This is a genomic window from Endobacter medicaginis, from assembly GCF_014192375.1.
Lineage (GTDB): Bacteria > Pseudomonadota > Alphaproteobacteria > Acetobacterales > Acetobacteraceae > Endobacter > Endobacter medicaginis.
The window spans coordinates 132,855-154,126 of the sequence record NZ_JACHXV010000003.1 but is presented as its reverse complement, the minus strand read 5'-3'; the positions used below and the strand labels follow the sequence as shown (position 1 = coordinate 154,126).

Here is a 21,272-nt window from a genome sequence, read left to right as displayed (position 1 = left end):
CCGCCCGGGAGTAGATGAGACATGACGACGCGGCCTGCCGGGGACGACGCAGCCGGGGATCTGCGCGGCGCGGATGACAAGCTGCACGAGGAGTGCGGCGTGTTCGGCATCTTCAACGCCCAGGATGCGGGTGCGCTGACCGCGCTCGGCCTGCATGCGCTGCAGCATCGCGGCCAGGAAGCCACCGGCATCGTCACCTATGACGGCACCCATTTCCACACCCACAAGGGGCTCGGCCTGGTGGGCGACGTGTTCGGCGATGCGCGGGTGATGGCCACCCTGCCGGGCCGCACGGCGGTCGGCCACAACCGCTACGCCACGACCGGCGACACGGTGATCCGCAACGTGCAGCCGCTGTACGCCGATTTCGAGTTCGGCGGCTTCGCCGTCGCCCATAACGGCAACCTCACCAATGCCGGGACGCTGCGCCGCGCGCTGGTGCGCCGCGGCTGCCTGTTCCAGTCTTCGACCGACAGCGAGGTGTTCGTCCATCTCATCGCCATCAGCCTATACGCCAACGTCACCGACCGGCTGATCGATGCGATCAAGCAGGTGCAGGGGGCGTATTCACTGGTCGCCCTGTCGGACGAGGCGCTGATCGGGGTGCGCGATCCGCTCGGCGTGCGGCCGCTGGTGCTGGGCCGGATCGAGGCCGCCTCGCCGGGGGCGGCGCCGTGCTGGGTGCTGGCGTCGGAGAGCTGTGCGCTCGACATCGTCAATGCCGAGTTCGTCCGCGACGTCGAGCCCGGCGAGATCGTGGTGATCGATGCCGAGGGCGTGCACTCGATCAAGCCGTTCGGCCAGCGCCGCGGGCGGTTCTGCATCTTCGAATACGTCTATTTCGCCCGCCCCGATTCGGTGATGGACGGCCATTCCGTCTACGAGACCCGCAAGCGGATCGGCGCGGAACTGGCCCGCGAGAGCCCGGTGGATGCCGATCTGGTGGTGCCGGTGCCCGATTCGGGCGTGCCCTCGGCGATGGGATTCGCCGCCGAAAGCGGCATCCCCTTCGAGCTGGGCATCATCCGCAACCACTATGTCGGGCGGACCTTCATCGAGCCGACCGACCAGATCCGCCATCTCGGGGTGAAGCTGAAGCACTCGGCCAACCGGGCAATGCTGGAGGGCAAGCGCGTGATCCTGGTCGACGACTCGATCGTGCGCGGCACCACCAGCCGCAAGATCGTCGAGATGGTGCGCGCTGCCGGTGCGGCCGAGGTGCACATGCGCATCTCCTCGCCGCCGACCACCTGGTCGTGCTTCTACGGCATCGACACCCCCGAGCGAAGCAAGCTGCTGGCCGCCAACCACGACGTCGCCGAGATGGCGCGGCTGATCGGTGCCGACAGCCTCGCCTTCATCTCGATTGACGGGCTGTACCGCGCGCTCGGCCATGACGGGCGCGACGCCGACGCCCCGGTCTACTGCGATGCGTGTTTCACCGGCGACTATCCGGTCGATCTGTGCGACTTCACGCTCACCAGCACGCCACGGGTCGGCGAACTCGCGGTGACCCGCTGAACCCTGCCGGCGACATGACCGATCTCGCCGATACCAGCCTCGCCGCGCAGTACGAGGCCTATCCCTACCCGGCCCGTGATCCGCGCGACGAGCATCGAAGGCTGCTGATCGGCACGCCGAGCCATCTGCGCGAGATCGACCATCACGTCTTCGGCGCCGCCCGCCCGACCAGCCTCGAGCTGCGCGCGCTGGTCGCCGGCTGCGGCACCGGCGACGGAGCGATCATGCTGGCGACCCAGCTCGCCCGCGCCGGCCGCCCCGGCCACGTCACCTGCATCGACCGCTCGGAAGCGTCGCTCGCCATCGCCCGTGCCCGGGCGGAGGCGCGCGGGCTGGCCAACATCTCGTTCAGGTGCCTGTCCCTGCTCGACCTGCCCGAATCGGGGCTCGGCGCGTTCGACTACATCGATTGCTGCGGCGTGCTGCATCACCTGCCCGACCCGGACACCGGCCTGCGCGCGCTCACATCGGTGCTGGCGGAAGGCGGCGGCATGGGGCTGATGGTCTATGCGCCGCATGGGCGCACCGGCGTCTACATGCTTCAGGATGCGCTGCGCCTGCTGGCACCGGCCGATGAACCTCCGGCGACACGGCTCGATGCGGCGCGTCGGGTGATGCGGAATCTGCCCGCCACCGCCTGGCTGCGCGCGAACCAGAACTTCTCCGACCACCTCACCGGCGGCGATGCCGGGCTCTACGACCTGCTGCTCAATCCGCGCGACGTGGCCTATGACGTCCCCGGCCTGCTGGCCTTCCTCGACCGCGCCGGACTCGAGGCCGCCGCCCTGATGGAGCCGCTGCGCTACGATCCCGCGCCGCTGCTGCCCGACCCGAAGCTGCGCGCGCGCATCGCGGGCCTTGGCCGCGACGAGCGCGCCGCCCTGGCCGAGGCGCTGGCCGGCAACATGAACGTCCATATCGCCTACGCCGTCCGCCGCGGCGGACGCCCTGCCCTGCCCGACCCGCTCGATCCGGACGCGACCCCTGTCGCGCGGGAGATGCCGGCCGAGGAGATCGCGCGGCGGCTGACGCCGGATGGCAGCCTGCCGGTTGCGTTCAACCAGCTCGAGATCCTGCTGCCGCTGCCGCGCGAGATGCGCGCGATCCTGCCGCTGGTCGATGGCACCCGCACGGTGGCGGCGATCGCCGAGGCAGCGATCGCGCGCGGGCTGACCCGGGCGCGGTTCGAGGCGGCCTGGCCGGAGGGTTTCAGCCGTCTCGAAGCGGCGAACCGGCTGCTGTGGAAGCCTATTTCCCCAGACGCTGCCTGAGCGCGTCAATACGCTGCGACGCTTCCGCCTTGGTCAGCCCCTCGGGCGGCGGGGCCTCGCCCGCCTCCTCCGACAGGGTCGACAGATAGCTCGCCTGCGCGCCGGTGATCGGCTCGTCGCCAGAGACCCAGTCGACGGGGTCCTTCTGCGTATTCGAGCCGGGATGGTCGTCGGTCTTGACGTGGGACATGGGCGGCACTCCTGTTTCTGTTTTGTTCCTACGCGGGCTGGAACGGCGGGTTGCATGAAAAAGGGGCCCGAAGGCCCCCTTTCCTCAGTCGTCGCGGTCGGGCGCTCAGCCGCCCTTGAGGCGCTTGTTGCACTCGCTGTAGTAGCCGCCGCCCTTCTGGATCCATTTCAGGCCGCCATTGCCGTTGCCGGTCTTGTTGGCCTTGTACTGATCGAGGCAGGTGTTCATCCGCGCCTTGCCGGCCGAGAGGGAGGAATACTTGCTCGAGACCGCGGTCGGGAACACGGCGGCGGCGCCGGCGGCCGTGGTGGCCGTCGCGGCCGGCGCAGCGGCAGTCGTGGTGGCCGGTGCCGCCGCAGGTGCCGTCGTGGCGGGCGCCGGGGCCGCAGCACTGGTGGCGGGCACAGCCGGCGCCGCAGCAGCGGTGCCGCCGGCAGAGCAATGCGAGGCGCGGAAGGCCTGCCAGGTCTCGCCGTTCAGCGTGCCGCCCTTCTTGGCGGCCTGGTACTCGGCACCGCATTCCTTCATCGTCTTGCCGGACTTCACCGGCGTGGCGGCGGTGGTCGCTGGGGCGGCAGCGGCGGGAGCCGCAGCCGGCGCGGTCGCCCCGGGGGCGCTGGTGGCGGCCGGCGTCGTGGCCGTGGCCGAACAATGCGAGCTGCGGAAGGCCTGCCAGGTCTCGCCGTTCAGCGTGCCGGCGGTCTTCGCCGCCTGATACTCGGCGCCGCATTCCTTCATGCTCTTCGCCGATGCCGGCACCGGCGCGAACAGGGCGGCCGCGCAGACCGCGCCGCCGCCGATCAGGGCCGAGGCGAACAGACGCGCCCGGTCGATATGTCTGGACATTCCAATTCTCCTCGAAACCCGGCACGCCCGCCGGTCCATCATGACGCGACCACCGCAAAACGTCGAAATTGCGGCAGCGATCCGATTCGCCGGCTCAGAACGGTGCTTTTGACGGCGGCGCGGGGATGTCGTGGCGGTGCCACCAGCCGCCGCCCAGGGCCTGGAACAGGGCCGCGGTGTCCGACAGCCGCGCGGCCTGCGCCTGCACGGTCGCCAGACGCGCGGTCAGGGCCGCGTCCTGCGCGTTGAGCAGCACCAGCGTCGACACACTGCCCAGTGCCAGCTGCCCCCGCGCGATGCGCAGGCTGTCCTCGGCCGCGGACTGTGCCGCCTGGGCGGAGCCGAGCGTGGTCGCGTCGATATGCAGGGCGGCCAGCGTGTCGGCGACGTTCTGCAGTGCTGCCAGCACCGCCTGGTCGTACTGGGCGGCGGCCTGGTCGAAGCCGGCCTGCGCGGCGCGCTGGCGGTGCAGCAGCGTGCCACCCTGGAAGATCGGCAGCGTCGCCGAGCCGATCAGGCTCCAGAACGCGGTGTGCGGCTCGAACAGGTCGGCGATGTTGTTGGGCTCGCGGCCGCCCTGGGCGGAGAGCGGAAACTGCGGCAGACGCTGCGCGATCGCCACCCCGATCTGCGCGCTGGCGGCGTGCAGGTTGGCGAGTGCGGCCTGGAGGTCGGGACGCTGGGCGACCAGATCGGCCGGCAGGCTCAGCGGCAGCTCGGTGGGCAGGGTGAAATCGGTCAGCGCGAAGGAGGGCAGGCTCTGGTCGGGTGTCGCGCCCACCAGGGCAGCGAGCTGGTCGCGGGCCTGGGCGCGCTGCTTCTGCAGCGGGCCGAGGGACTGCTGCGCCAGCGCGAGGGCCGCCTCCTGGGTCCGCACATCGGCCTGGGCGATCTGGCCGAGCGCGAATTCCTGCCGCAGGATCGACGTCAGCTTCTGGCCGATGCCGACGATCTCCTCCGTCTCCTCGATCTGTGCCGCGAGCGAAGCCTCGGTGAAGGCTGCCGCCACGACATTGGAGGTCAGCGTCAGATAGGTCGCCTCGACCTGCCAGCGCTGGGTGTCGGCAGTGGCCGCCAGCCCCTCGACGGTGCGCTGGTTCAGCCCGAACACGTCGGGCAGGAAGCTGACGCTCACCGAGGCGGTGGTGAGCGAGTAGTAGGGATTGTTGCTGGCACCGACCGGCGAGAGCGAGGCGAGCGGGGTAAGGTTGCGGCTCACCGTCAGCCCGGCGCCGACCTGCGGGTAATAGCTGCCGATCTGGGCGGCGGTGTTCTCGTGCGCGGCCCGCAGCGCCGCCTGCGCGGCCGGGAGCTGCGGGTTGTGGGCCAGGGCACGTCGCACCAGCGCGTCGAGCGCGGGCGAGCGGAACAATGTCCACCACTCGCCGGCGATGTCCGCCCCGGGCGTGAGGCGCTGTGCGGCGCCGAGCGCACCGGGTGCGGCGTCAGTGGTCGCGACATCCGCGCCAGCGGGCAGATAGCCGGTCTGCGTCGGTTTCGCGGGGGGATGGAAATCCGGTCCCACGGCGCAGCCGGCGACAGCCAGTACCACCGACGCCGCCAGCAGGTCGCGCGCCCTGGCGATCATGCCGCACCTGCGGGGCGACGGCGCATCTGTCGGCGTTCGACGCCGCGTTCGAGCAGGAAGTAGAGCGCCGGCAGGATGAACAGCGTCAGCAGCGTCGCCACCGCCAGCCCGCCGACCACCACGGTGGCGAGGCCGCGCTGCACGTCGGTGCCGACGCCATGGGCGAGGGCCGCGGGCAGCATGCCGAGCGAGGCGACGGTCGCGGTCATCAGCACGGGGCGGAAGCGGTCGGCCGCACCCCGCAGCACCGCCTCGCGCAGGGACAGGCCCTCGGCGCGCATGGCGTTGAGATGGCTGACCATGATGATGCCGTTCTGCACGGCGACGCCGAACAGCGCGATGAAGCCGACGGCGGTCGCGACATTGAGCGTCTCGCCCGTCACGTGCAGCGCCACCAGACCGCCGAGTGTCGCCAGCGGCACGATGCCGAGCGTGAGCAGCGCATGGCGGAAATTGCCCAGGCCCACGAACAGCAGGCCGAGCATCACCACCATGATGATGCCCATCACGATGGTGAGGCGGGCCTGCGCACGGCGCTGGTTCTCGAACTGTCCGGCATAGGCGATGCGATAGTTGTCGTGGTCGTAATGCACCTTGGCCTCGATGCTGTGCTGGATCTCGTCGAGGTAGGAGGCGAGATCGCGGCCGCGCAGGTCGGCGCGCACGATCAGGTCGCGCTGGCCGTTCTGATGCGAGATCGTACTTTCGCCGGTCGCGAACGAGATGTTGGCGAGCTGGGCGAGCTTGACCGGTGCGCCGTTGGGGGCATTGAGGGTCAGCGCGCCGATCGACTGCGCGGTGGCGCGGGCCTTCGCGTTGAAGCGCACGGTGACGTTGTACTGGCGGTCGCCGACATAGACCTGGGTGAGCGGCGCGCCGCCGATGCCGGTGTTGATCAGCGTCATGATGTCGGCGACGTTGATGCCGTAGCGTGCGGCCGCGGCGCGGTCGACGCGGATGACGAGTTGCGGGATCGGGGGCTCCTGGAAGATCGAGGCCTCGGAGGTGCCTTTCGTCTGATGCAGGACATCGACGATCTGGCCTGCGATGTCGCGAAGCTGGTGGAAGTCGTTGCCGTAGACCAGGATCGCCAGCGGCGAGTGCGCGCCGCCGGTCTCGTCGTTGAGATTGTCGGCGATCGGCTGGCTGATGCCGATGTCGTAGCCGGGCAGGTTGTGCAGCTTCGCCGCGAGGCGGGCGACGAACTGCGCCTTCGTCTCGCCGTCCGGCCAGGTCGAGTAGGGCGTCAGCCCCACCGGCGCCTCGATATGCGATGGCGTCCACGGGTCGGTGCCGTCATCGCTGCGGCCGACCTGGGTGACGACGAAGGACACCTCGGGGAAGGAGCGGATCGCGCGGCGCAGGTCGGCCGCCATGTCGGACGCCTTGTCGAGCGAGATGCCGCTGGGCATCTGCACCTGCAGCCACAGCGCGCCCTCGTCGAGATCGGGCAGGAATTCGCGCCCGATGGTCATCCCCAGCCCCACGACGCAGACCAGAACCGCGAGCGAGGCGCCGACCGCGAGCATCGGCACCCGCAGCAGCCCGGCGAGCGCGCGGTGATAGCCGGATTCGAGCGCTTCGAGCACCGGATTGTGGAACGGCCGGCTCGGGCGGCGGAACGCCCAGTAGCCCAGGCCCGGCACCAGCAGCAGTGTGCAGACCAGCGCACCGGCGAGCGCGAAGCAGACCGTCAGCGCCATCGGCGCGAACAGGCGCGCCTCCGCATGCTCGAAGCTCAGCAGCGGCGCATAGGCGGTCATGATGATCAGGGTGGCGAAGAAGATCGGCCGCGCCACCGCGGCGGCCGAGACGCGCACGTCGTCTTCCGACAGCTCCGCCTCGGGATGCTCCTCGCGCCGGCGCAGCAGCGATTCGGTGACCACGATGGCGCCATCGACGATGACGCCGAAATCGATCGCGCCAAGCGAGAACAGGTTGGCCGGCATGCCGAACAGGTTCATCAGCCCGAACACCGCCACCAGCGCCATCGGGATGGTGACCGCGACCACCAGCGCGCTGCGCGGCGAGCCGAGGAAGGCGATCAGCACGATGAACACCAGCACGATGCCCTCGGCGACCGTATGCGCCACCTTGCTGACGGTGGACTGCACGAGCTGGTCGCGGTCGATATAGGGCACGATCCGCACGCCCTGCTTGCCGAGTTTGTCGTTCAGCACGTCGACTTCGTGATGCACGCCGACCAGCACGGCGGAGGCGTTCTCGCCGCGCAGCGCCTGGACGACGCCCTCGACCGTGTCGGGATTGTTGTTGCGCCCGAGGATGCCTTCGCGTTCCTGGTGGCTGTAGCTCAGGGTTCCGAGATCGGCGACCGTGATGCCGACGCCGTTGCGGGTCGCCACCGTGATGCGGCCCATGTCGTCGAGATCGTGCACCAGCCCCTGGCCGCGGATGACGTAATCCTGCTCGCCGCGGGTCAGCCGAGAGCCGCCGGCATCGGCGGTGTTGGCGTTGATCGCGGCGGTGACGTCGTTCAGCGCCAGACCGTAGCTCTGCAGCTTCGCGGGATCGAGGTCGAGGCGGAATTCCTTGGTGAAGCCGCCGAACGTGTCGACATTGGCGATGCCGTGCACCGCTTCCAGCGCCGGCACCACCACCCAGCGCTGGATCTCCGACAGCTGCATGAGGTTCTGCCGGTCGGACTGCAGTGTGTAGCGATAGACCTCGCCGGAGGGGCCGGTCATCGGATCGAGCGAGGGCTGGTACTGCGAGGGAAGGTTCGCGGCGGCGATGCGTTCGAGTACGCGCTGGCGGGCGAAGTAGAAATCGGTGCCGTCGCTGAACATCACCTTGATCAGCGACAGGCCGAAGGTGCTGCTCGAGCGCATCGAGGTCAGGTTCGGGGTGCCGGAAAGCTGGCGCTCGAGCGGGGTGGTGATTTCCTGCTCGATGACCTCGGCGGCGAGGCCCGGCACCTGGGTGGTGACCGTGACCTCGACGCCGCCGAGTTCGGGATAGGCCTCGAGGCGCAGCGTCTTCCACGAATACCAGCCGAACACCAGCAGCAGCACGGCCAGGACCGCGACCAGCCCGCGCCTGCGGATGCAGACCTCCAGCAGACGGTCAATCACCGAGCAGCACCCCGCCGCGCACCACGACGCGCTCGCCGGCCGACAGGCCCGACAGCACCTCGGTGCGTCCGTCGCGGTCCTGTCCGGTCTGTATGGTGCGGCGCGTGAAGACGTAGGGCCGCGTCTCGACGAACACGGTGGTGGCGTCGTTGTTCATCAGCAGGGCGGAATCGGGCACCATGATGCGCGGGCGCGGCGGGGTGTCGATGCTGACCGAGGCGAACATCCCCGCCCGCAGCCGCCCGCCCGGATTGTCGAGCTCGATGCGCACCCGCGTGCGCCGCGTGTCGGGCTGTGTGACCGCATCGACCGACTGGACCGTGCCGTGGCGGACCTCGTCGGGATAGGCCGGCAGGGTGATGCGCACCTCGTCGCCGGCGGCGACATAGGCGAGATCGTCCTCGGCGGCAAGCGCGGTCACCAGCACGTGCCGGGTCTGGTCGATGGTCATCAGGCTCTGCGTGGTGTCGTTGATGTAGCTGCCCGGGGCGGTCGCGAGCTGGGTGATCACACCGGAGATCGGCGCGATGATCGTCAGCCCTCGCCCGTCGACCTTCATCGCCCCCAGCGTGCGCAGCCGCGCCTGGGTGCGGTCGTATTCCGCCTGCGCCTGGGCGAGGTCGTTGCGGGCGGATTCGGTATCGCGGGCCGCACCACCGCCGATCTGTGCCAGCCCGTTGGCGCGGGTCAGCGCATGGCGGGCGAGGTCGAGCTGGGCGGCGGCCTTGGCCGCGTCGGCGCGCGCCTGCGCCATGTCGCCCGATTCGATGCGCACCAGCACCTGCCCGGCCGTCACCGTGTCGCCCAGCCGCACCGCGACCTCGAGCACGCGCCCGCCCAGCGGCGGCAGCACGTTGACCACCTCGGACGGGTCGGATTCGACCGCGGCCGGCAGGGTGCGCACGCCGCTGACGAAATCGGCCGTCACCGGCGCGATGGTGAGCGCGTCGCGCCAGGCGGAGTGCTCCGGCACGATCACCTCGCCGGCCTTCTCCTGCGGCGCCGGCAGGGCCGCGGCCGGTGCCGGCAGCGCGGCGGGGCGATGCGACGACAGCAGGCCACCCGCTCCCCAGGCGATCAGCACACCGAGACAGAGGGAGAGCAGGACGATGGTGAGCAGCCGGCGATCCTGCCACGGCGCGGGCAGGCCGGGCTTCCGGCCGGCGGGTTCAACCGTCATCCGCTCTGTCTCACCTGAAAAATCCCCTGTTTTGCGCGGCGGCAATCTCTCTCAGCCCGGGTGCGGCTGGCCAGAGGGGGTTTTGTTACAATTTGGAAGCGAATTGGGGCAAGATCATGAAAGCCGGAGTTGCGATTGGCGTGACAGGCAGGTTTCTGGCCGGACAGGCCATAAAATGCGACGGCATGACAATGCGGCGTGTTCGCCTGGACATCATGTCCACGGGAATCCTTGCAAATCAGACCGTTATGAAACTGGCACGGCTCCTGCAACAGCCCGGGCATGAGCCCATCCCGGCTCGAAGGAGTTCCACCCATGGCCACACTGACCTATGCCCCCGCCCATGAACTCGCCGCCCTCCGCTTCGCCCAGCGCGTCAGCGCAGGGGACGCGCTGCGGGCGATCCGCCGCCGCATGCCGGCCCCGCTGACCGCGCCCGGTCTCGACGACGCCGCCCTGCGTGTGACCGGCTTCGCCCTGGCCCTGCTGCCGAGCGCCGCGATGGCGTGGATGTTCATCGCCCGGTGACGGGCGTGGGTGTTCATCGCCCGGTGACGGGCGTGGGTGTTCACCGCCCGTTAACAAAACGATGGGACAATCCTGATCCGACAAACGCCAACCGGATTCAGCATGGCAACAATGCCCGAGACGCAGGTTACTTTGCCTTGTCCAGACGTGGTTCGGTCTTATTTTCCGTCGCGACAAGGAGAACCATCATGAGCACTGTTCACACGCGAGACGATGTCTCGCCCGTCTCGGTCCGACCGAGCTTTCCCGATCTCACCGGCCGCGCCGGGCGCATCGGCGCCCTGCTGGTCGGCGGCGTCTGGGTGGCGATCGTCCTCGGTTTGCTGCTCGTCGGCTGAAGCCTCAGGCCGCGGGGCGGGCCGACTCCGCCGTCAGCAGGGATCGGGCCACCGCCTCGGCGACGCGGATGCCGTCCACGCCGGCGGACAGGATGCCGCCCGCGTAGCCCGCCCCCTCGCCGGCCGGATACAGCCCGGCCGTGTTGACGCTCTGCAGGGTCGCACCGCGCGGCAGGCGGAGCGGCGAGGAGGTGCGGGTCTCGACACCGGTCATCACCGCATCCTCGTGGTCGAAACCGGGGAGCTGCCGGCCGAATGCCGGCAGTGCCTCGCGGATCGCCGCGACGACGAAGTCCGGCAGGCAGGCCGCCAGATCGGCCGGCGTTACACCCGGCTTGTAGGACGGCAGCACCGCGCCGAGCGACGTCGAGGCACGGCCGGCAAGGAAGTCGCCGACCCGCTGCGCCGGCGCACGGTAGTCGCCGCCACCGGCGGCGAAGGCGGCGGATTCGAGGGCGCGCTGGAACGCGATTCCGGCCAGCGGGCCGCCCGGATAGTCGCGCTCGGGGTCGATGCCGACCACGATGCCGGCATTGGCGTTGCGCTCGGCGCGCGAATACTGGCTCATGCCGTTGGTCACCACCCGCTCCGGCTCGGAGGTGGCGGCGACCACGGTGCCGCCGGGGCACATGCAGAAGCTGTAGACCGAGCGTCCGTTGGCGGCGTGGTGCACCAGCTTGTAGTCGGCCGCCCCGAGCGCCGGATGGCCGGCCTGGCTGCCGAAGCGGGCACGATCGATCCAGCCCTGCGGGTGCTCGATGCGCACGCCGACCGAGAACGGCTTGGCCACCATCGCCACCCCGCGCGCATGCAGCATCTCGAAGCTGTCGCGCGCGCTGTGGCCCAGCGCGAGGATCGCGTGGCGTGTGGCGAGCGTGTTGCCGTCCGACAGCACCAGCCCGGCCAGGCGCCGGCCGTCGGGGCCCTCCTCGATCACCACGTCGTCCATCCGCGTGCCGAAGCGGTACTCGCCGCCCAGGCGCTCGATCTCGCCGCGCATGTGCTCGACCATACTGACCAGCCGGAAGGTGCCGATATGCGGCTTGCTGACGGTGAGGATCTCTTCCGGCGCGCCGGCGGCGACGAACTCGACCAGCACCTTGCGGCCGTAATGGTTGGGGTCCTTGATCTGGCTGTAGAGCTTGCCGTCGGAGAAGGTGCCGGCGCCGCCCTCGCCGAACTGCACGTTGCTTTCGGGGGTCAGTTCGCCGCGCCGCCACAGCGCGAAGGTGTCGACGGTGCGCTGCCGCACCACGCGGCCGCGTTCGAGCACGATCGGCCGCAGCCCCATCTGGGCGAGGATGAGTGCGGCCATCACCCCGCAGGGCCCGGCACCGACCACCACCGGACGCTCGTCGAGCGGCCGTTCGGGTGGTGGTGCGACGAAGCGGTAGGTGGTGTCGGGGGCGATGGAGAGATCGGCCGCGCCGGCATGCGCGGCCAGCAGCCCGGCCTCGTCGTCGGTGTCGAGATCGACGGTATAGACGAACGCGATGCGCCCGCGGCGGCGCGCATCGTAGCCGCGCCGCGCGACCTGTATCGCGAGCCTGGCTTCGGATTTGAGGCCCAGACGGGCACGGATCGCCGCCTCCAGTGCCTCGGGCGGGTGGTCGAGCGGCAGTTTCAGTTCGGTCAGGCGCAACATCGCCGCCAGTCTATCCCGCCGGCCCCCGCCTGTCGCGCGCACCGAACTGGCATCGTGGCGCCGATCCGGCTAAGGCGATGAACTCAGGCGGGCAACGGAGGGGGACAGGCTGTGGCCGGAGCATCGCACGATCATCCGCATGGCCATGACCACGGGCATCATCCGCATTGCGACCATGACCATGATCATGACCATGCGCACGATCATGAGCACGGCGGGCACGACCATGCAGGGCATAACCACGCGGGGCATGACCACGCGGGGCACCATCACCATCACGGGCTCGGCGGCCATTCCCACGCGCCGGCGGATTTCGGCCGCGCCTTCGCGATCGGCTTCGCGCTCAACATCGCCTATGTCGCCGGCGAGGCGATCTATGGCGTGCTCGCCCATTCGCTCGCGCTGCTCGCCGATGCGGGCCACAATCTCGGCGACGCGCTCGGGCTGATCGCCGCCTGGCTGGCCGCAGCACTCGGCAGGCGGCGCCCGAGCGCACGCTTCACCTACGGCCTGAGGCGCTCGAGCGTGCTCGCGGCGCTGGCCAACGCCACGCTGCTGCTGGTGGTCACCGGCGCGATCGCCTGGGAAGCCGTGCTGCGGCTGGTGCATCCGGCCCCGGCCGCGGGCTGGACGATCGTCGTCGTCGCCGCGATCGGCATCGCGGTCAATGGCGGCACCGCGCTGCTGTTCGCCTCCGGCCGGCACGGCGACCTCAACGTGCGCGGCGCCTTCGCGCACATGCTCGCCGATGCGCTGGTCGCCGCCGGGGTGGTGGTCGCCGGCATCGTCATCGCGCTGACCGGCTGGGTCTGGGTCGATCCGGTGGTCAGCCTGGTGGTCAGCGCGCTGATCGTGGCGGGCACCTGGTCGCTGCTGCGCGAGTCCCTCGGCCTGGCGATGGACGGGGTGCCGCGCGGCATCGACACCGTCGAGGTGCAGGCGGCCCTCGCCGCGCTGCCGGGGGTCGATACCGTGCACGACCTGCATATCTGGGCGATGAGCACCACCGAGCATGCGCTGACCGCGCATCTGGTGCGGCCCGGCGCGGGGCTCGACGACGCCTGGCTGGTTTCGGCCTGCACCATGCTGCGCACCCGCTTCGGCATCGGCCACAGCACGCTCCAGGTCGAGGCGGGCAGTGCGGTGCATCGCTGCGAGCTGATCGATTCGCATGTCTGAGGCGGCACGTCCGCTGCCGACCGCCTGGGCGTCGCTCGGGGTCGCCTGCGTGGTGCTCGCACTCAAGACCGCCGCCTGGCGCGCCACCGGCAGCGTCGCACTGTATTCCGACGCGCTCGAATGCATCATCAACGTCGCCGCGGCAGCGCTTGCGCTGTTCGCGCTGTGGTTCGCCGGCCAGCCCGCCGACGACAACCACCCCTATGGCCATCACAAGGCCGAGTACCTGTCCGCCGTGGTCGAGGGCACGCTGGTCTTCGCCACCGCCGCCGCCATCGCCTGGGAGGCCTGGGCCGGCTGGCAGCACCCGCACCCGCCCTCCCGGGCGGGGCTCGGCATGGCGGTCAACGCCGCCGCCAGCGCGATCAATCTGGTGTGGGGGCTGCGGCTGCTGCGCATCGGCGCGCGCGCCCGCTCGCCCGCGCTGGCCGCCTCCGGCCGGCACGTGCTGACCGATGTGTGGACCTCGGCGGGGGTCCTGGCCGGCTTCGCGCTGGTGGTGGCGACCGGCATCTTCCGCCTCGATGCGGTGATCGCCGCACTGGTGGCGATCAACATCCTGTATGCCGGCTACCGGATCGTGCGCGATTCGGTCGGCGGGCTGATGGACGAGATCGTCGATCCCGCGCTGCGCGACCGCGTCGAATGCGCCATCGCCACCCATCTCGACGGCGCGATCGAGGCGCACGACCTGCGCTGCCGGCGCGCCGGGGCGATGACCTTCGTGGAGTTCCACCTGGTGGTCGATGGCGGCATGCCGGTCAGCACCGCGCACGCCATCTGCGACCGCCTCGAGAGCGCGGTGCGCCGGACCGTGGGGCTGGCCAGCATCTACATCCATGTCGAGCCCGACGAGAAGGCCAAGGAGGGCGCCATCCTGCCGGCGCGGGCGGCCTGAGCGGCTCGACACCCCGACGCCGCGCGGCTACACAGCCGACTGGCTGACGGGAGCACCGGGTGGACATCAAGATGCTCATCGCACTCGCGGGCGTCATCGTCGCCGCGATGTCCACCGAGCTCAATTCGGCCGTATCCTCGATCCTGCTGTCCGATATCAGTGGCTCCACCGGCATGAGCCACGACCCCGCCACCTGGTTCACCGCGGTCTACGACACCGCGGAGATCTTCGGCATGGCGATCTCGCCGTGGTTTGCCATCACGCTGTCGCTGCGGGGCTGGACGCTGGGCGTGATCGTCACCACCACCGTGTCCTCGGTGCTGGTGCCCGCCACCGACAACCTCACCCTGCTCTACATGCTGCGCGCCGTTCAGGGCCTGTGCGGCGGACTGACCATCCCGCTGCTGATGACCACGGCGCTGCGCGCGCTGCCGCCGGCGATCCGGCTCTACGGCCTCGCCTGCTACTCGCTGACCGCCACCTTCTTTCCCAACCTCGCCCTCGCCGTCGCAGCACTCTGGGCCGGCACCGGCGACAGCCCGCTCGGCTGGCAATGGGCGTTCTTCCAGTCCGTGCCGCTCGGCCTGATCGCCGCCGCCCTGGTCTGGTACGGGATGATCCAGGACCCGCCGAAGCTCGAACGCTTCCGCAGGTTCGACTGGCGCGGCGCGGTGCTGGTGCTGCTCGGCTTCGGCTCGCTGGCGGTGATGTTCCAGCAGGGCGACCGCTATGACTGGTTCAATTCGCCCACGATCTGCGTGCTGGCACTCACCGCCGCGGTCTGCATCCCCGCCTTCGGGATCAACGAGTGGTTCCACGAGCTGCCGCTGCTGCGCCTGCAGATGCTGGGGCGGCGCAATTTCGCCTATGCGCTGATCACCCTGTTCGTGTTCCTCATCGTCACCCAGGCGGCCTCGACGGTGCCGAACATGTACCTCACCAGCGTGCAGCACTATCGCCCCGCCCAGGCCTATCTGATCACCGCCGAGATCGCCGCCTCACAGCTGCTGCTGCTGCCGCTGATGGCCTGGCTGCTGGATTTCGAGTGGCTCGACGCCCGCATCCTCAGCTTCATCGGCATGGCCTGCCTGCTGGCCGCCTGCATCGGCGACAGTTTCCTGACCGCCGTGTGGCAGCGTCCGCAATTCTATCTGTGGCAGGGCTTCGCCTCGGTCGGCGAGGCGATGATCGTCATGCCGCTGCTGATGAAGGCGACCAACGTGGTGAAGATCGAGGAGGCGCCGTTCGCCTCGGCGATGGTCAACATGCCGCGCGCCGTCAGCGCCACCGCCTCGGTGTGGCTGCTCGAGCTGATCGAGCGCTGGCGCGGCGCGCTGCATTCCGACCGCATCACCGACCAGATCGGCCAGGACCGCTTCCGCACCATCCAGGGTCACGGCGTGCTGCGCACCAGCCCGCCGCCGCTGCTGGGCGACGGCACGCCGCGCACGCCGCATGCGCTCGACGACTTCTACCGGGCGGTGGAGGCCCAGGTGCGGGTGCTGACGATCTCCGACATGTTCGTCGTGCTCGGCTGCATCTGCGTCGGGCTGATCGTGCTGGTGATGATCCTGCCCGAACGCACCTATCCGCCGCGCATCGCGCTGGCCAAGAAATAGAGGCTCCCGCCGATGGCAGATGACGACGCCAAGAAAGACGACAACAAGGCCGGCGGCAAGCCCGACGACCGCGACCGGCGCCCGCGCTGGCCGATCCTGGCCGCCATCGTCGTGCTGGCGATCTTCATCGTCGTGGTGCTGGCGATCATCTTCATCCCCACCTCGCGTGTGTGGACCGACGATGCCTATGTCCAGGTGCACTACGCCTCGATCGCGCCCCGCATCTCGGGCCAGATCAGCGCCATCGGCGTCGACGACAACGACGTCGTGCCGGCGGGCCGCGAGCTGGTGCAGCTCGACGACCGCGACCAGCTCGCCGCCGTGCACCTCGCCGAGGCCCAGCTCGCCCGCGACACCGCGCAGCTCGCCGACCGGCTGGCCAATGTCGATCGCCAGCCCTCGATCATCGCGCAGCAGGACAGCCAGATCGCCGCGATCAAGGCGCGGATGATCATCGCCACCGCCAACCAGCGCCGCTACGCCACCCTCGCCGCCACCGGCGCCGGCAGCCAGCAGGACCGTCAGCAGGCGGACTCGCAGCTCGCCGAGCTGCAGGCCGAACTCGACGGCGCCCGCGCCGCCGCCCAGGCCGCCCGCCATCAGCTCGACGTTCTCAAGGCGCAGAGCGAGGCGGCCCGGGCCACGCTGCGCGCCGACCACGCCCAGCTCGACCAGGCGCAGCTCAACCTGTCCTACACCCGCATCCCCGCCCCGGTGGACGGCACCATCGCCCAGCGCAGCGTGCAGGTCGGCGACTATGTCGGTCCCGGGACCACGCTGATGACCGTGGTGCCGCTCGACCGGATCTACATCATCGCCAACTACCGCGAGGTCGCGCTGCGCCACGTGCTGCCCGGGCAGCATGTGAGGATCCATGTCGACGCCTACGACATCGATCTCGACGGCATCGTGCAGGGCATCCCGCCCTCGTCGGGGGCGGTCTACTCGCCGATCCCGCCGAACAACGCCACCGGCAACTTCACCAAGATCGTCCAGCGCCTGCCGGTGAAGATCGAGGTCTCGCCGGGCCAGCCGCTGGCGCGGCTGCTGCGCGCCGGCTTCTCGGTCGAGACCACCATCGAGACCGGGCTCGCCGACGTCGTCGGCCGCCAGCGCGGCTCCGACCGCGACGTGACCGCGCGCCCATGATGCGCGGCACAGCCCTGGCGGCCGCCCTGCTGGCGCTCGCCGCCTGCACGGTCGGGCCGGATTTCCACCCGCCGAAGACCACCGCGCCGGCGCAGTACGGTGCCGAGCCGGGCGACGTCGCCTCCACCACCTATGGCGGCGCGATGGATGCGGCCTGGTGGCGGGGCTTCCACGATCCCGAACTCGATTCGCTGGTCGCCCGCCTGGCCACGCAGAATCTCGACCTCAGGACGGCCGCCGAACGCGTCATCCAGGGCCGCGCGCAGACCGAGGCCGCGCTCAGCCAGGGCCTGCCGCATATCGACTACACGCCGAGCTACACCCACAGCCGCCAGAGCCCGAAAGGCTTCATCTCGCTGGTGACACCCGCCCCAGGCGCGCCGCTCGAATACGACCTGTTCAAGAACATGGTCTCCGCCTCCTGGGAGCTCGACCTGTTCGGCCGGGTCCGCCGGGCCGTCGAGGCCGAGCGCGCGAATACCGAGGCCGCCGAGGCCGCCCGCCGCGCGGTGGCGCTGGCGGCGGTCTCGGATCTCGGCCAGTCCTATCTGAGCCTGCGCGGCGTGCAGGCGCGCGAGGCGATCGCCCGCGCCAACCTCGCCCTCGCCCACCAGGACACCGAACTCGTCGTCACCCGCTTCGGTCAGGGCGTCGGCACCACGCTGGATGTCGCCCAGGCCCGCGCCCAGGAGGCCCGCATCGCCGCGACCCTGCCCGCCTTCGAGACCACGCAGGCCGCGCTGATCAACGCGATCGGTCTCGAACTGGCGCAGCCGCCGCGCGCGCTGGAGCGCGAACTGCGCGCGCCCGCGGCCCAGCCGCCGGTGCCGCCGCGCGTGCCGGTCGGCCTGCCGTCGGAACTCGCCCGCCGCCGGCCCGACATCGTCGAGGCGGAGGCGAAGCTGCACGCCGCCACCGCACAGACCGGCGTCGCGGTCGCCTCGTTCTATCCCGACATCTCGCTGGTGGGCGATTTCGGCATGCAGGGCCTCCGCTTCGCCGACGCCTTCAACCTGCCGGCCCGTGCCGCCGATATCGGCCCGAACATCGACCTGCCGATCTTCCAGGGCGGGCGGCTGACGGCCCAGCTCACCCTGCGCAAATCCCAGCAGCGCGAGGCGGCCATCGCTTACCAGAAGACCGTACTGACCGCCTGGCGCGAGGTCGACGACGCGCTGACCGCCTATGCGCAGGCGCAGAAGCAGCGCACCGACGACGCCCGCGTCGTCGACGAGAGTGCGAAGGCCCTCGCCGCAGCACAGGCGCAGTTCCGCGAGGGCCAGGTGGACTATCTCAACGTCGTTTCCGCCCGCGCCGGGGTGCTGTCGTCGCAGTCGACGCTCGCGCAGGACGATGCGACCATCGCCACCGACCTCGTCAGCCTCTATCGCGCCCTCGGCGGCGGCTGGCAGGATGTCGTCGGACCCACCCCCGTCGCGCCAGGCTGAGGAGAAATCGCAGCGATGTCCAAGAAGATCCTGTTCATCGTCGGCGACTACGTCGAGGATTACGAGATCATGGTGCCGTTCCAGGCGCTGCAGGCGGTCGGCTACGTCACCGACGCGGTCTGCCCGGGCAAGGTGCCGGGCGAGACGGTGGCGACCGCGATCCATGATTTCGAGGGCGCGCAGACCTATTCCGAGAAGCGCGGCCACAATTTCCGCATCAACGCCGATTTCGCGACCGTCGATCCTGCCGATTATGCCGGGCTGGTGATCCCCGGCGGCCGCGCGCCGGAATATCTGCGCCTCGATCCGAAAGTGCTGGAGCTGGTGCGCGCCTTCGCCGACCGCCCCATCGCGGCGATCTGCCACGCGGCGCAGCTGCTGGCGGCGGCCGACCTGCTGCGCGGACGCCGGGTCAGCGCGTATCCGGCCTGCGCGCCCGATGTCGGGCTCGCCGGCGGCACTTTCGTCGACATCCCCGTCGATGCCGCGCTGACCGACGGGCTGCTGGTCACCGGCCCGGCCTGGCCCGCGCATGGCGCGTGGCTGGCGCAGTTCCTGGCCGTGCTGGGCGCGAAGATCAGCCTCTGACGGCGATCAGCCGCCGAGCAACCGCACGCCGAGCAGCACGCAGACCGCCACCAGCACCAGCAGCGTGACGATCACGCTGCCACCGCGCAGCCCGTATTGCCGCTTCGAGTTCAGCGGCGCCTGCATGCCGAACGGATGCGCCAGCCGGGCCACCAGCAGCGGCGCGAGCAGGGCATGCATCGTCGCGGCCGTCGCACCGTGCATCTCGAGCAGGGCGGCGAGCCCGAGCACCAGCGGGACATATTCCACGAAATTCGCATGCGCCCGGATGCAGCGCTGCAGGACGGCCTGGCCGCCATCGCCATGAATGACGCCGCCCTGCACGCGCCCTGCGATCACCCTGATGCTGAGTGCTGCGAGCACGAGACCGAACAGGCAGGCATAGAACGCGGTGACGGAGGGATAGCTCATCGCGAATCCGTAACATCGGCCCCGGCGGGCCGCAATGCCACGACGACGTCACCGACGCAGGCGATCGAGTGCGCTCGCACACACGAACAGCCACAGCAGCTCGACCGAGCCGCCATTGGGCAGCAGCGTGCTGGCGAGGAGTTCGGCGATCGGCATCGTCCAGGAGGTCAGCCCTCCCGGACGCAGCGCCGCGAGCGGGTGACGCCAGTCAGAACGGGGCATCGATGTCCACCACATCGACGAGCTTGTGGTTGACGAATTCCTTGATCCCCAGATCGAGCAGTTCGCGGCCATAGCCCGAGCGTCCCACACCGCCGAACGGCAGGTCGGCCTTGACCATCGTCGGGTGATTGACGAACACCATGCCGGTGGTGATGCGCTTCGCGAGGTCGATCCCGCGCTGCGTATCCGTGGTGAAGACCGAGCCGCCGAGACCGAACGGGGTATCGTTGGCGATCCTGACGGCATCCTCCTCGGTGCGGGCACGAAACACCATCGAGACCGGGCCGAAGAACTCCCAGTGCCGGGCCGGATTGTCGTCGGCCAGATCGGTCAGCACCGTCGGGCGGACGAAGGCGCCCTGGTTCGGCGCCTCGGGGCCGACCTCGGTCACGGTCGCGCCATGCGCGCGGGCCTGGTCGATCTGCGCGCGCAGATTGTCCGCCGCACGCTGCGACGACAGCGGCGCCAGCGTCGTCGCCGGATCGAGCGGATCGCCCATGCGAAGTTCGGCGATGCCCTTGAGATAGCGGTCCATGAATTCGTCGTAGATCTCGTCGGCGACGATCATCCGTTTCGACGACACGCAGACCTGGCCGGCGTTCCAGTGCCGGCCGAACACCGCCCACTTCACCGTCTTGTCGAGATCGGCGTCGCTGAGCACGACGAAGGCATCGGCGCCGCCGAGCTCCATGGTCGATTTCTTCAGCGCCTTGCCCGCGGCCGCGGCCACGATCGATCCGGCCCGTTCGGAACCGGTCAGCGCGACGCCCTGAACGCGCGGATCGTTCAGCACCAGCTCGACCTGGTCATGCGGCATGTAGAGATTGATGAAGAGGCCATCGGGCAGCCCGGCGCGCCGCATGAGATCGACGAACCTGGCCGCACTGCGCGGCACGTTCTCGGAATGCTTCAGCAGGATGGCGTTTCCCGCCGACAGTTGCGGCGCGATGATGCGCGCGATCTGATAATAGGGAAAATTCCACGGCTCGATGGCCAGCAGCACGCCCAGCGGTTCGCAATGCAGCGTCGCCTTGCCCTCTGAGGCACGGCGTACGGGCAGCGTCTGCGGCGCCAGCAGCGTCTCGGCGTTCTCGACGTAGTATTCGAAGATCTCCGCGCAGAGCTCGACCTCGGCCTTCGCCTCGCCGAGCAGCTTGCCCATCTCCAGGGTCAGCACGGGTGCGAAATCGTCGATCTCGGCGCGCAGGATGTCGGCCGCCTTCTGCATGATCGCCGCGCGCTGCGCGAACGACGTGGTGCGCCACGACCTGAACGCGGTGTCGGCCCGCCCGATCGCGTCCAGCACGTCCTGCGGTGTCGTCGGCGTGAAGGTCTCCACGACCTCGCCGGTATAGGGATTGGTGGTTGCGAACTGCACTGTGAAACTCTCCTCGCGCTGGGGTTCACGGCGGCGGGACGCCTCAGCCGGCCATGCCCTTGACAGCTACGTCCGCGAACTAACGACCCGAACGGGAAGGACGTCACCCTGACGAGACGGATGCAGAGGGGCAACTGCTCTGAAACCGAGACAGTCGCGGTCGATTTCGCCTGCGCGCCGG

19 protein-coding genes are annotated in these 21,272 nt (G+C 69.9%); 10 read left to right on the top strand and 9 right to left on the bottom strand.

Annotation, left to right across the window (positions count from 1 at the left end; genetic code table 11):
* The first annotated feature begins 21 nt into the window (after positions 1-21).
* Positions 22-1,521 (top strand): amidophosphoribosyltransferase, encoded by a 1,500-nt coding sequence (gene purF / locus FHR90_RS04635; protein ID WP_176625772.1) that lies wholly within the window; start codon positions 22-24, stop codon positions 1,519-1,521.
* 14 nt (positions 1,522-1,535) lie between these two features.
* Positions 1,536-2,792, top strand: a complete 1,257-nt coding sequence (locus tag FHR90_RS04630; RefSeq protein ID WP_183274845.1) for a class I SAM-dependent methyltransferase — start codon at positions 1,536-1,538, stop codon at positions 2,790-2,792.
* Here FHR90_RS04630 and FHR90_RS04625 read toward each other — a convergent pair.
* The 5 genes from FHR90_RS04625 to FHR90_RS04605 all read right to left on the bottom strand — a co-directional run bounded on the left by FHR90_RS04625 (position 2,770) and on the right by FHR90_RS04605 (position 9,688).
* Positions 2,770-2,982: a DUF3072 domain-containing protein gene (locus FHR90_RS04625; protein ID WP_176626992.1), complete on the bottom strand. Its 213-nt coding sequence runs from the start codon at positions 2,980-2,982 to the stop codon at positions 2,770-2,772. The genes FHR90_RS04630 and FHR90_RS04625 overlap by 23 nt on opposite strands.
* Positions 2,983-3,087: 105 nt before the next feature.
* Entirely contained in the window at positions 3,088-3,672 is a 585-nt protein-coding gene (locus FHR90_RS04620; protein ID WP_221188220.1) for a hypothetical protein, read from the bottom strand.
* Positions 3,673-3,922: 250 nt separating this feature from the next.
* Positions 3,923-5,416, bottom strand: coding sequence for an efflux transporter outer membrane subunit (locus tag FHR90_RS04615; RefSeq protein WP_176626162.1), 1,494 nt, complete (start codon positions 5,414-5,416; stop codon positions 3,923-3,925).
* The gene (locus FHR90_RS04610) at positions 5,413-8,508 is read right to left on the bottom strand and encodes a CusA/CzcA family heavy metal efflux RND transporter (protein WP_183274843.1); all 3,096 of its coding nucleotides are present in this window, start codon (positions 8,506-8,508) and stop codon (positions 5,413-5,415) included. Before FHR90_RS04610 ends, FHR90_RS04615 begins: the two co-directional genes overlap by 4 nt.
* Complete coding sequence (locus FHR90_RS04605) at positions 8,501-9,688, bottom strand: efflux RND transporter periplasmic adaptor subunit (RefSeq protein ID WP_183274842.1); 1,188 nt, start codon at positions 9,686-9,688, stop codon at positions 8,501-8,503. The genes FHR90_RS04610 and FHR90_RS04605 overlap by 8 nt, the downstream gene beginning before the upstream one ends.
* A gap of 315 nt (positions 9,689-10,003) precedes the next feature.
* Between FHR90_RS04605 and FHR90_RS04600 the strand changes: the two genes are divergently transcribed.
* Both FHR90_RS04600 and FHR90_RS04595 read left to right on the top strand, forming a co-directional pair.
* Entirely contained in the window at positions 10,004-10,216 is a 213-nt protein-coding gene (locus FHR90_RS04600) for a hypothetical protein (RefSeq protein WP_176626574.1), read from the top strand.
* A 188-nt stretch (positions 10,217-10,404) separates the two neighbouring features.
* Complete coding sequence (locus FHR90_RS04595; RefSeq protein WP_176626572.1) at positions 10,405-10,554, top strand: hypothetical protein; 150 nt, start codon at positions 10,405-10,407, stop codon at positions 10,552-10,554.
* Positions 10,555-10,558: 4 nt separating this feature from the next.
* On the opposite strand, the gene FHR90_RS04590 is transcribed toward FHR90_RS04595, so the two are convergent.
* Entirely contained in the window at positions 10,559-12,199 is a 1,641-nt protein-coding gene (locus FHR90_RS04590; protein ID WP_183274841.1) for an NAD(P)/FAD-dependent oxidoreductase, read from the bottom strand.
* A 111-nt stretch (positions 12,200-12,310) separates the two neighbouring features.
* Here FHR90_RS04590 and FHR90_RS04585 point away from each other — a divergent pair, with 111 nt between their 5' ends.
* Genes FHR90_RS04585 through FHR90_RS04560 form a run of 6 tightly spaced genes read left to right on the top strand, consistent with a single transcriptional unit; the run spans position 12,311 to position 19,080 of the window.
* Positions 12,311-13,378 carry a cation diffusion facilitator family transporter gene (locus FHR90_RS04585; protein ID WP_183274840.1) on the top strand — a complete coding sequence of 356 codons (1,068 nt, stop codon included), beginning with the start codon at positions 12,311-12,313 and terminating at the stop codon, positions 13,376-13,378.
* Positions 13,371-14,276, top strand: coding sequence for a cation diffusion facilitator family transporter (locus FHR90_RS04580; RefSeq protein ID WP_183274839.1), 906 nt, complete (start codon positions 13,371-13,373; stop codon positions 14,274-14,276). The genes FHR90_RS04585 and FHR90_RS04580 overlap by 8 nt, the downstream gene beginning before the upstream one ends.
* 59 nt (positions 14,277-14,335) lie before the next feature.
* Positions 14,336-15,895 carry an MFS transporter gene (locus FHR90_RS04575; protein WP_266152657.1) on the top strand — a complete coding sequence of 520 codons (1,560 nt, stop codon included), beginning with the start codon at positions 14,336-14,338 and terminating at the stop codon, positions 15,893-15,895.
* A 12-nt stretch (positions 15,896-15,907) separates the two neighbouring features.
* Positions 15,908-17,044, top strand: coding sequence for an HlyD family secretion protein (locus FHR90_RS04570; protein WP_183274838.1), 1,137 nt, complete (start codon positions 15,908-15,910; stop codon positions 17,042-17,044).
* Positions 17,044-18,492 (top strand): efflux transporter outer membrane subunit, encoded by a 1,449-nt coding sequence (locus FHR90_RS04565; RefSeq protein ID WP_183274837.1) that lies wholly within the window; start codon positions 17,044-17,046, stop codon positions 18,490-18,492. Before FHR90_RS04570 ends, FHR90_RS04565 begins: the two co-directional genes overlap by 1 nt.
* A 15-nt stretch (positions 18,493-18,507) precedes the next feature.
* Positions 18,508-19,080, top strand: coding sequence for a DJ-1/PfpI family protein (locus FHR90_RS04560; RefSeq protein ID WP_183274836.1), 573 nt, complete (start codon positions 18,508-18,510; stop codon positions 19,078-19,080).
* 6 nt (positions 19,081-19,086) lie between these two features.
* On the opposite strand, the gene FHR90_RS04555 is transcribed toward FHR90_RS04560, so the two are convergent.
* From FHR90_RS04555 to FHR90_RS04545, 3 genes are read right to left on the bottom strand one after another with little or no spacing between them, the layout of a single operon-like run.
* Positions 19,087-19,491 carry an MAPEG family protein gene (locus FHR90_RS04555; RefSeq protein ID WP_176625908.1) on the bottom strand — a complete coding sequence of 135 codons (405 nt, stop codon included), beginning with the start codon at positions 19,489-19,491 and terminating at the stop codon, positions 19,087-19,089.
* Positions 19,492-19,539: 48 nt separating this feature from the next.
* On the bottom strand, positions 19,540-19,713 hold the full coding sequence (locus FHR90_RS04550) for a hypothetical protein (RefSeq protein ID WP_176625906.1): 174 nt from the start codon (positions 19,711-19,713) through the stop codon (positions 19,540-19,542).
* On the bottom strand, positions 19,700-21,091 hold the full coding sequence (locus FHR90_RS04545) for an NAD-dependent succinate-semialdehyde dehydrogenase (protein ID WP_176625904.1): 1,392 nt from the start codon (positions 21,089-21,091) through the stop codon (positions 19,700-19,702). The genes FHR90_RS04550 and FHR90_RS04545 overlap by 14 nt, the downstream gene beginning before the upstream one ends.
* Between the last annotated feature and the right edge of the window lie 181 nt (positions 21,092-21,272).

Coding starts and splice junctions, on each gene's coding strand:
- purF (WP_176625772.1), top strand. CDS start 22: ATGACGACGCGGCCTGCCGGGGACGACGCAGCCGGGGATCTGCGCGGC.
- FHR90_RS04630 (WP_183274845.1), top strand. CDS start 1,536: ATGACCGATCTCGCCGATACCAGCCTCGCCGCGCAGTACGAGGCCTAT.
- FHR90_RS04625 (WP_176626992.1), bottom strand. CDS start 2,982: ATGTCCCACGTCAAGACCGACGACCATCCCGGCTCGAATACGCAGAAG.
- FHR90_RS04615 (WP_176626162.1), bottom strand. CDS start 5,416: ATGATCGCCAGGGCGCGCGACCTGCTGGCGGCGTCGGTGGTACTGGCT.
- FHR90_RS04605 (WP_183274842.1), bottom strand. CDS start 9,688: ATGACGGTTGAACCCGCCGGCCGGAAGCCCGGCCTGCCCGCGCCGTGG.
- FHR90_RS04600 (WP_176626574.1), top strand. CDS start 10,004: ATGGCCACACTGACCTATGCCCCCGCCCATGAACTCGCCGCCCTCCGC.
- FHR90_RS04595 (WP_176626572.1), top strand. CDS start 10,405: ATGAGCACTGTTCACACGCGAGACGATGTCTCGCCCGTCTCGGTCCGA.
- FHR90_RS04590 (WP_183274841.1), bottom strand. CDS start 12,199: ATGTTGCGCCTGACCGAACTGAAACTGCCGCTCGACCACCCGCCCGAG.
- FHR90_RS04580 (WP_183274839.1), top strand. CDS start 13,371: ATGTCTGAGGCGGCACGTCCGCTGCCGACCGCCTGGGCGTCGCTCGGG.
- FHR90_RS04570 (WP_183274838.1), top strand. CDS start 15,908: ATGGCAGATGACGACGCCAAGAAAGACGACAACAAGGCCGGCGGCAAG.
- FHR90_RS04565 (WP_183274837.1), top strand. CDS start 17,044: ATGCGCGGCACAGCCCTGGCGGCCGCCCTGCTGGCGCTCGCCGCCTGC.
- FHR90_RS04560 (WP_183274836.1), top strand. CDS start 18,508: ATGTCCAAGAAGATCCTGTTCATCGTCGGCGACTACGTCGAGGATTAC.
- FHR90_RS04555 (WP_176625908.1), bottom strand. CDS start 19,491: ATGAGCTATCCCTCCGTCACCGCGTTCTATGCCTGCCTGTTCGGTCTC.
- FHR90_RS04550 (WP_176625906.1), bottom strand. CDS start 19,713: ATGCCCCGTTCTGACTGGCGTCACCCGCTCGCGGCGCTGCGTCCGGGA.